This window comes from Methanobacterium sp. BAmetb5 (genome assembly GCF_003491305.1).
Classification (GTDB): domain Archaea; phylum Methanobacteriota; class Methanobacteria; order Methanobacteriales; family Methanobacteriaceae; genus Methanobacterium.
Window position 1 is genome coordinate 877,501 of record NZ_CP022706.1, and the last position, 5,000, is coordinate 882,500.

At 41.2% G+C, this 5,000-nt stretch carries 10 protein-coding genes (1 of these 10 running past the window's edge); all 10 read right to left on the reverse strand.

The features are described 5' to 3' along the window. Positions 1 to 8 precede the first annotated feature (8 nt). Positions 9 to 383, reverse strand: coding sequence for a helix-turn-helix transcriptional regulator (locus tag CIT02_RS04205; protein ID WP_292614315.1), 375 nt, complete (start codon positions 381 to 383; stop codon positions 9 to 11). Positions 384 to 624: 241 nt separating this feature from the next. Further along, entirely contained in the window at positions 625 to 1,002 is a 378-nt protein-coding gene (locus tag CIT02_RS04210; RefSeq protein ID WP_292614318.1) for an iron chaperone, read from the reverse strand. 118 nt (positions 1,003 to 1,120) lie between these two features. Next, positions 1,121 to 2,503: an MFS transporter gene (locus CIT02_RS04215; RefSeq protein WP_292614320.1), complete on the reverse strand. Its 1,383-nt coding sequence runs from the start codon at positions 2,501 to 2,503 to the stop codon at positions 1,121 to 1,123. 189 nt (positions 2,504 to 2,692) lie between these two features. Continuing rightward, complete coding sequence (locus CIT02_RS04220; protein ID WP_292614322.1) at positions 2,693 to 2,971, reverse strand: DUF3194 domain-containing protein; 279 nt, start codon at positions 2,969 to 2,971, stop codon at positions 2,693 to 2,695. Between the two features lie 98 nt (positions 2,972 to 3,069). Continuing rightward, entirely contained in the window at positions 3,070 to 3,426 is a 357-nt protein-coding gene (locus CIT02_RS04225) for a prefoldin subunit beta (RefSeq protein WP_048073674.1), read from the reverse strand. Between the two features lie 107 nt (positions 3,427 to 3,533). Beyond that, positions 3,534 to 3,806: a KEOPS complex subunit Pcc1 gene (locus CIT02_RS04230; RefSeq protein WP_292614327.1), complete on the reverse strand. Its 273-nt coding sequence runs from the start codon at positions 3,804 to 3,806 to the stop codon at positions 3,534 to 3,536. Continuing rightward, a complete protein-coding gene (locus CIT02_RS04235; protein ID WP_292614328.1) occupies positions 3,803 to 4,318 on the reverse strand; it encodes a Brix domain-containing protein in 516 nt (171 codons plus the stop codon). The genes CIT02_RS04230 and CIT02_RS04235 overlap by 4 nt, the downstream gene beginning before the upstream one ends. A 38-nt stretch (positions 4,319 to 4,356) precedes the next feature. Then, a complete protein-coding gene (locus CIT02_RS04240; RefSeq protein WP_048073677.1) occupies positions 4,357 to 4,488 on the reverse strand; it encodes a DNA-directed RNA polymerase subunit P in 132 nt (43 codons plus the stop codon). After that, the gene (gene rpl37A, locus CIT02_RS04245; protein WP_048073678.1) at positions 4,489 to 4,758 is read right to left on the reverse strand and encodes a 50S ribosomal protein L37Ae; all 270 of its coding nucleotides are present in this window, start codon (positions 4,756 to 4,758) and stop codon (positions 4,489 to 4,491) included. A 134-nt stretch (positions 4,759 to 4,892) separates the two neighbouring features. Continuing rightward, positions 4,893 to 5,000: the end of an exosome complex protein Rrp42 gene (gene rrp42, locus CIT02_RS04250; RefSeq protein ID WP_292614331.1), read on the reverse strand. Its footprint extends 699 nt past the window's final position; 108 of the gene's 807 nt are visible here — the last part of the coding sequence; its start codon lies off the right edge, out of view — the gene reads right to left on this strand; it ends in the stop codon at positions 4,893 to 4,895.

The following is a 5,000-nucleotide window of genomic DNA, read 5'->3' on the forward strand; positions in this document are numbered from 1 at the left end:
GTTGGCCGTTATTCTTCCTTTTTTGGTGAATGTGGACAGCGGGACTGTTCCTGCTGACTACACTTGGCAAAGGCACAAGTAAATAAAAAATCAATTCTTTTCTGGTGTTTTTCCATGGAGGGTCGATTGAATCGGTAGTAGATGTAGTTTCCCTCTTTGTGGGCAATTAGTATGTTAGCGTTTTTCAGGATTTTCAGATGCTGCGATGCTGCGGGTTGTGTTATGCCCATGTTCTGCGACATTTGCGTTACACTGATTTTATCCACCTCACCCGAGGCGAGATAATAAATCAGAAGCAACCGATTGACATTGGCCAGGGCTTTAAGCACTTCCTCCAGTTCTTCAGTAGACTCCAATGTTGACTTGGAATTAATCCTAAGCATAACACATGTTATATAAGTATATGCTTATATACTTTTCTATCATACTGATGCCTAAATAAATAATATACCCCAAATAGAAAATCAAACAATTTAGTTAAATAGAATTTATTGGGTAATTATCCCACAATATCAGCCTAATTATTCTTAAAAGAAAAATCAGGGTTGAATTAAAGAGTTTACTGCGGTACCAAATAAGGACCATACACTACTCGAATGAACTCAACTCAATCATGAAATCATCTTAACTCACAGCCTTCTTCACGAGTTCCGCGATTCTTTCCTCTTCGGTGGCAGTTAACTTCTTCAAAGCATAGGAAGTCGGCCACATGTTATCTTCGTCGAGGTTAGCGTCCTCGGAAAAGCCCAGTGTCAAGTACCTCTCGTTTTTGTCACCACGGAAGAAGCAGATGACCTTGCCGTCCTTGGCATATGCCGGCATCCCGTACCATGTTTTCGGTGTGAGGACTGGTGCGCTGGCTTTGATGAGGGCATGGAGTCGCTCCCCCATGGCATGATAAGGTCCCGGCATCGCCGCTATCTTCGCCAGGACTGCATTTTCCCCTTCCTTCTTTTCCAGGCCCTGTCCAGATTTTTGTCTAGTGCGAGTGGTTTTTTTCACAATCTTGCCCCCAACACGTCCATCCTTTATAAAGATGGAGTTATTTATGATTAGTTAATGCATCCCGTAACATTAATATTTCTTTTAACATGACAAAATTTAGGAAAAAATAATTTCATCATTTTCTGTTTCGGGCCAGAGATGCAAAGACAGCTATTACACTTAAAATTACGGAAATAATGAAGGTTACCCTAATACTGGTTAATAGGTCGGGATAATTTTGAGGAGTGAACTGAACCGCCCCAATATAAACGGCAAATATCACTAAAATTAATCCCATACCAAAGGTTTGGCCTAAAAGTCTCATTGTGCTTAGGATTGCCGAAGACACTCCAAAATATCTCCTTTCTACAGATCCCATGATGGCATTGGTATTGGGTGCTGAAAATATTCCTATACCCAGCCCGATAATAGCTAAAGCTAAAATTATAACGTACAGACTGGTTGCATCGCTTATGAACGAAAGGATTAACAGTCCAATGGTGATAATGGCCATTCCCAGTGAAGCTAATTTTCCAGGGTCAAACCTATCCGAAAGTTTCCCTGCTACCGGGGACATGACAACCATGATAACCGTTTGAACAACCAGAATTAATCCGGTTATTCTGGGATCAAATCCTTTTATGTACTGTAAATATAAACTAAGCAGGAAACTCACGGCAAATGTACTTATATAACTGATTAGCGTTGCTAAATTAGAGAAGGCAAACCTTCTATTTTTAAAGAATAATTTCACCTCTAAAACGGGGTTTTCAACCCTTAACTCCCATAAAACAAAACCAATGAATCCTATAATTCCCAAAATGACCATTACCATTCCCAAAGTTTCGGTGATGGTGGAAAATCCTATTAGCACCAAGGCCAGCATGAGAATGTAAAGTAAAGTTCCCCAGTTATCTAATTTCTCCCCTTTGCATTCTCCCCATTCCCCTTTCATTTTCCAAATCACCAGAACCAACACCATCAGACAGAGGGGTACAATAAAATAAAAAACACTTCTCCAACCCAGATACTGTGTTAAAAAACCTCCCAGGACAGGTCCCATGACCAGGCCCACATAGGCAGCGGTGATATTTATTCCTATGGCTTTGCCTCTTTCCTGGGGAGGGAATACTGAGGTTATAATGGCCAGCCCAGTAACGAATATCATAGCACTGGCAATACCTTGAACCGCCCGGGTTACCACCAGAAATTCAGCAGAAGGAGATATGGCTGCCAGGAACGTGGAGATGGTTAAGATCACGATCCCGTAGGTGAAAATCTTTTTCATCCCATAGATATCAGCTATTTTACCGAAGGGAACGGCGAACATGGCTGATGTTAAAATATAAGCAGTCGAAATCCAGCTTAAAAGAATGGCATTAACTGTTAAATCATTGGCAATTGTGGGGAGGGCAATAATCAGGGAAGTCCCCATAAATGGTGTTAAAAATGTGGCCAAAGTAGCAATCAGTAAAATTACGGTTTTATTTACCTCTTTAACAGATATGTTTGATTCCATTTTTCCTCCCCATCCCTCACCATTATATTAATTTTAAATAAAATCGAAGCATCTTATAAATATGATGTAAATTGAATAGTGACAGAAGATGATGTTTGATAAGGATGTTACCCTCATTACAAAAACTGGGATTATCTGGAGCAATTTCCCTTGATAATCTTATTTGCAGTAAAAATAGAAAAAATAAAATCACTCAGACAGCTTTTCAACCTGTCTATCAATCTCTTCCAGGGCAACCTGAGCTGCTTCGTCAGCCAGGGAATCATCGGCTGTGGAGAGTTCGTCTAAAAATAGTTCTACCTCAACATCCACGTCCAGTCCATTTTCTTCAGTGGCTTCATGGAATTCTACTCTTAATTCCAGATCAAGGACTTCTTTTTTGGATATCTTGGAAAAGATATAATTTTCTGCAGCCACTGCCGCAGCTTCAGAGATGTTCTCCATCTCCTGGTCGGTTAATTTTTTCAAACTGGTAACCTCAGTTTACCTTTAATTCTAATTTTTTACGGGTTTTAGCCGTTTACTGATTAAGTAGTATAAAAATGTATAAAATGGTAGGTGGGGTATTAGTTACCCATACCTGGTTGCATCTGCATGGATTCCTGCAGGTTTTCCTGCATTTCCTGTAACCGTTTCATGACCCTTTCTTCCTGTCGGGCTACGGTTTTTTCCCGGAGCTTGAGGGTTTCCAGTTTTTCAGTCATTTCTTCGGTTAACTCTGGTTTGGCCATTTTGATGAGCAGATTTCCTGCGGTTTTGTAAACTTCAGCATCATCTTCCACTTTTTCCAGTTCTTCCAGGGCCTTTTCAGTTTCCCTTATCTGGAGGTCCACACTCTGTTTCTGCATGGTTATGGCCTGGGCCTGTTGCTGCATCTGCTGGAATTGTGCTAGTTGATGTTGGATGTTCTGGGGAATTTCCATATTTTTCACCTCAAATTACTTACAAGTTCAAATAATCCATTAATTCAAGTAAATCCGTATTTAAATGATTTTAATTTAGGATCCAGTATTCAATGAATCGGGCATAATCAATGATTGTGCATATCATGTTTTAATTCCAGAATCTGCTGTGAAAGTATCAGCCAGCGCAGATAGGAATTCAGGGAGGCCCGGAGGGAAGGTGTGTCCCGGGCAGTGATGGTTATCTTCACTGTTTTTTCACGGCATTCAATCCCGGTTCTAGTCCTTTCCGATGGCGAATCCATTATTTCAGGTCCAATTGCCTTTAATGCAATCTCGGCATCCATTTTAGAAGGGAATTCAATCTCTATCTGGGTTTCAACCTCTTTAAGCGGATTCATCCCTGATCACCGGCCAGTTTCCATTCCTGAAGATATATACGTGGCCCGGTGACCTGGGCATTGTCATCAAAAAACTCCAGTAAAGGTCGGGATTTTTGTTTATTGAAACTGATACGTAGCAGGTTGGAATCAGATGGGTTCCGGGGATCCTCAAGGGGTATTGAAAAAATCTTATGCACCAGATCAGTTAATTCATCCACTTCACAGCGAAGATGAAGTTTATCCTTTTTCATCTTCACCCTCTCCTTTTTCCCACGGGAACCATCCAGGTCAGCAGTAAGCCACAGGCTGGTGAAGAGTTCACCATCTTGGTAAACCTCCATCCCACTGGGATTGCCATCCCGTTCAGTTACCACCAGTACCCAGTCCGCTTCCATTGCTTTTGCCTTTAAAAAGACATCACGGAGGCTCATTTTACCCCGGTTGACAGATCGGGCTTTAAGTACTCGTTCCAGTCCACGGCAGAATGTTCGGGTGCGCTGGGATGGTTTTCGGGAAGTGGTAATCAACATGAATTTAACCGAATTAGGGGGTAAAAATCCGCTAAGAATTAGCGGGCTTTAACCTGTCTTCTCACCGGAGGTATCTCCTTGAAGAGTATCCGGTATCGGCAACTGGGACATTTGGATTCTGTGTATCCTTTGATATCTACCAGTGTGCCACATTTATCACATTTATACAATTATAAACCTCCAACAATCCTCTTAATGTTCCTGGTGGCAGTTCTGCCCATGGGTGTGTTTGGCAGGTATGCTCCGCCGGTGAAGACTGCTCCACATTTGCGGCATTTCCATATGCCTGCGGCAGTCCTTTTAACTCCAGGACGGTCACATTTAGGACAGATGTGATCTTTTTTCATGTTTTCTTCGATGGATTTCACGGTTCTTTTTGCTTTCCTACCGTACCTGGCACCGAATTTTCCGGTTATACCTACTTTTTTAGTTCTTGCCATAATTATCACCTATTTGTTTATATTGAATTTTTTTTAAATTGAAAGGAATCAGGATATTTCACCCTGATCACCTAGTCACTGTACTTACTAGTACTTACTGAGATAGGTCAGTTTTACAGTTAGTATTTTATGATTTATTTAAATATTTTGGAAACATTCTCACGAAGTTCTTCTGTCTTCTTTTGAGCTATTCCCACTGCTTTTAAGACTTCTTCACGGGTGAGGGGTACTGATCCACCTTT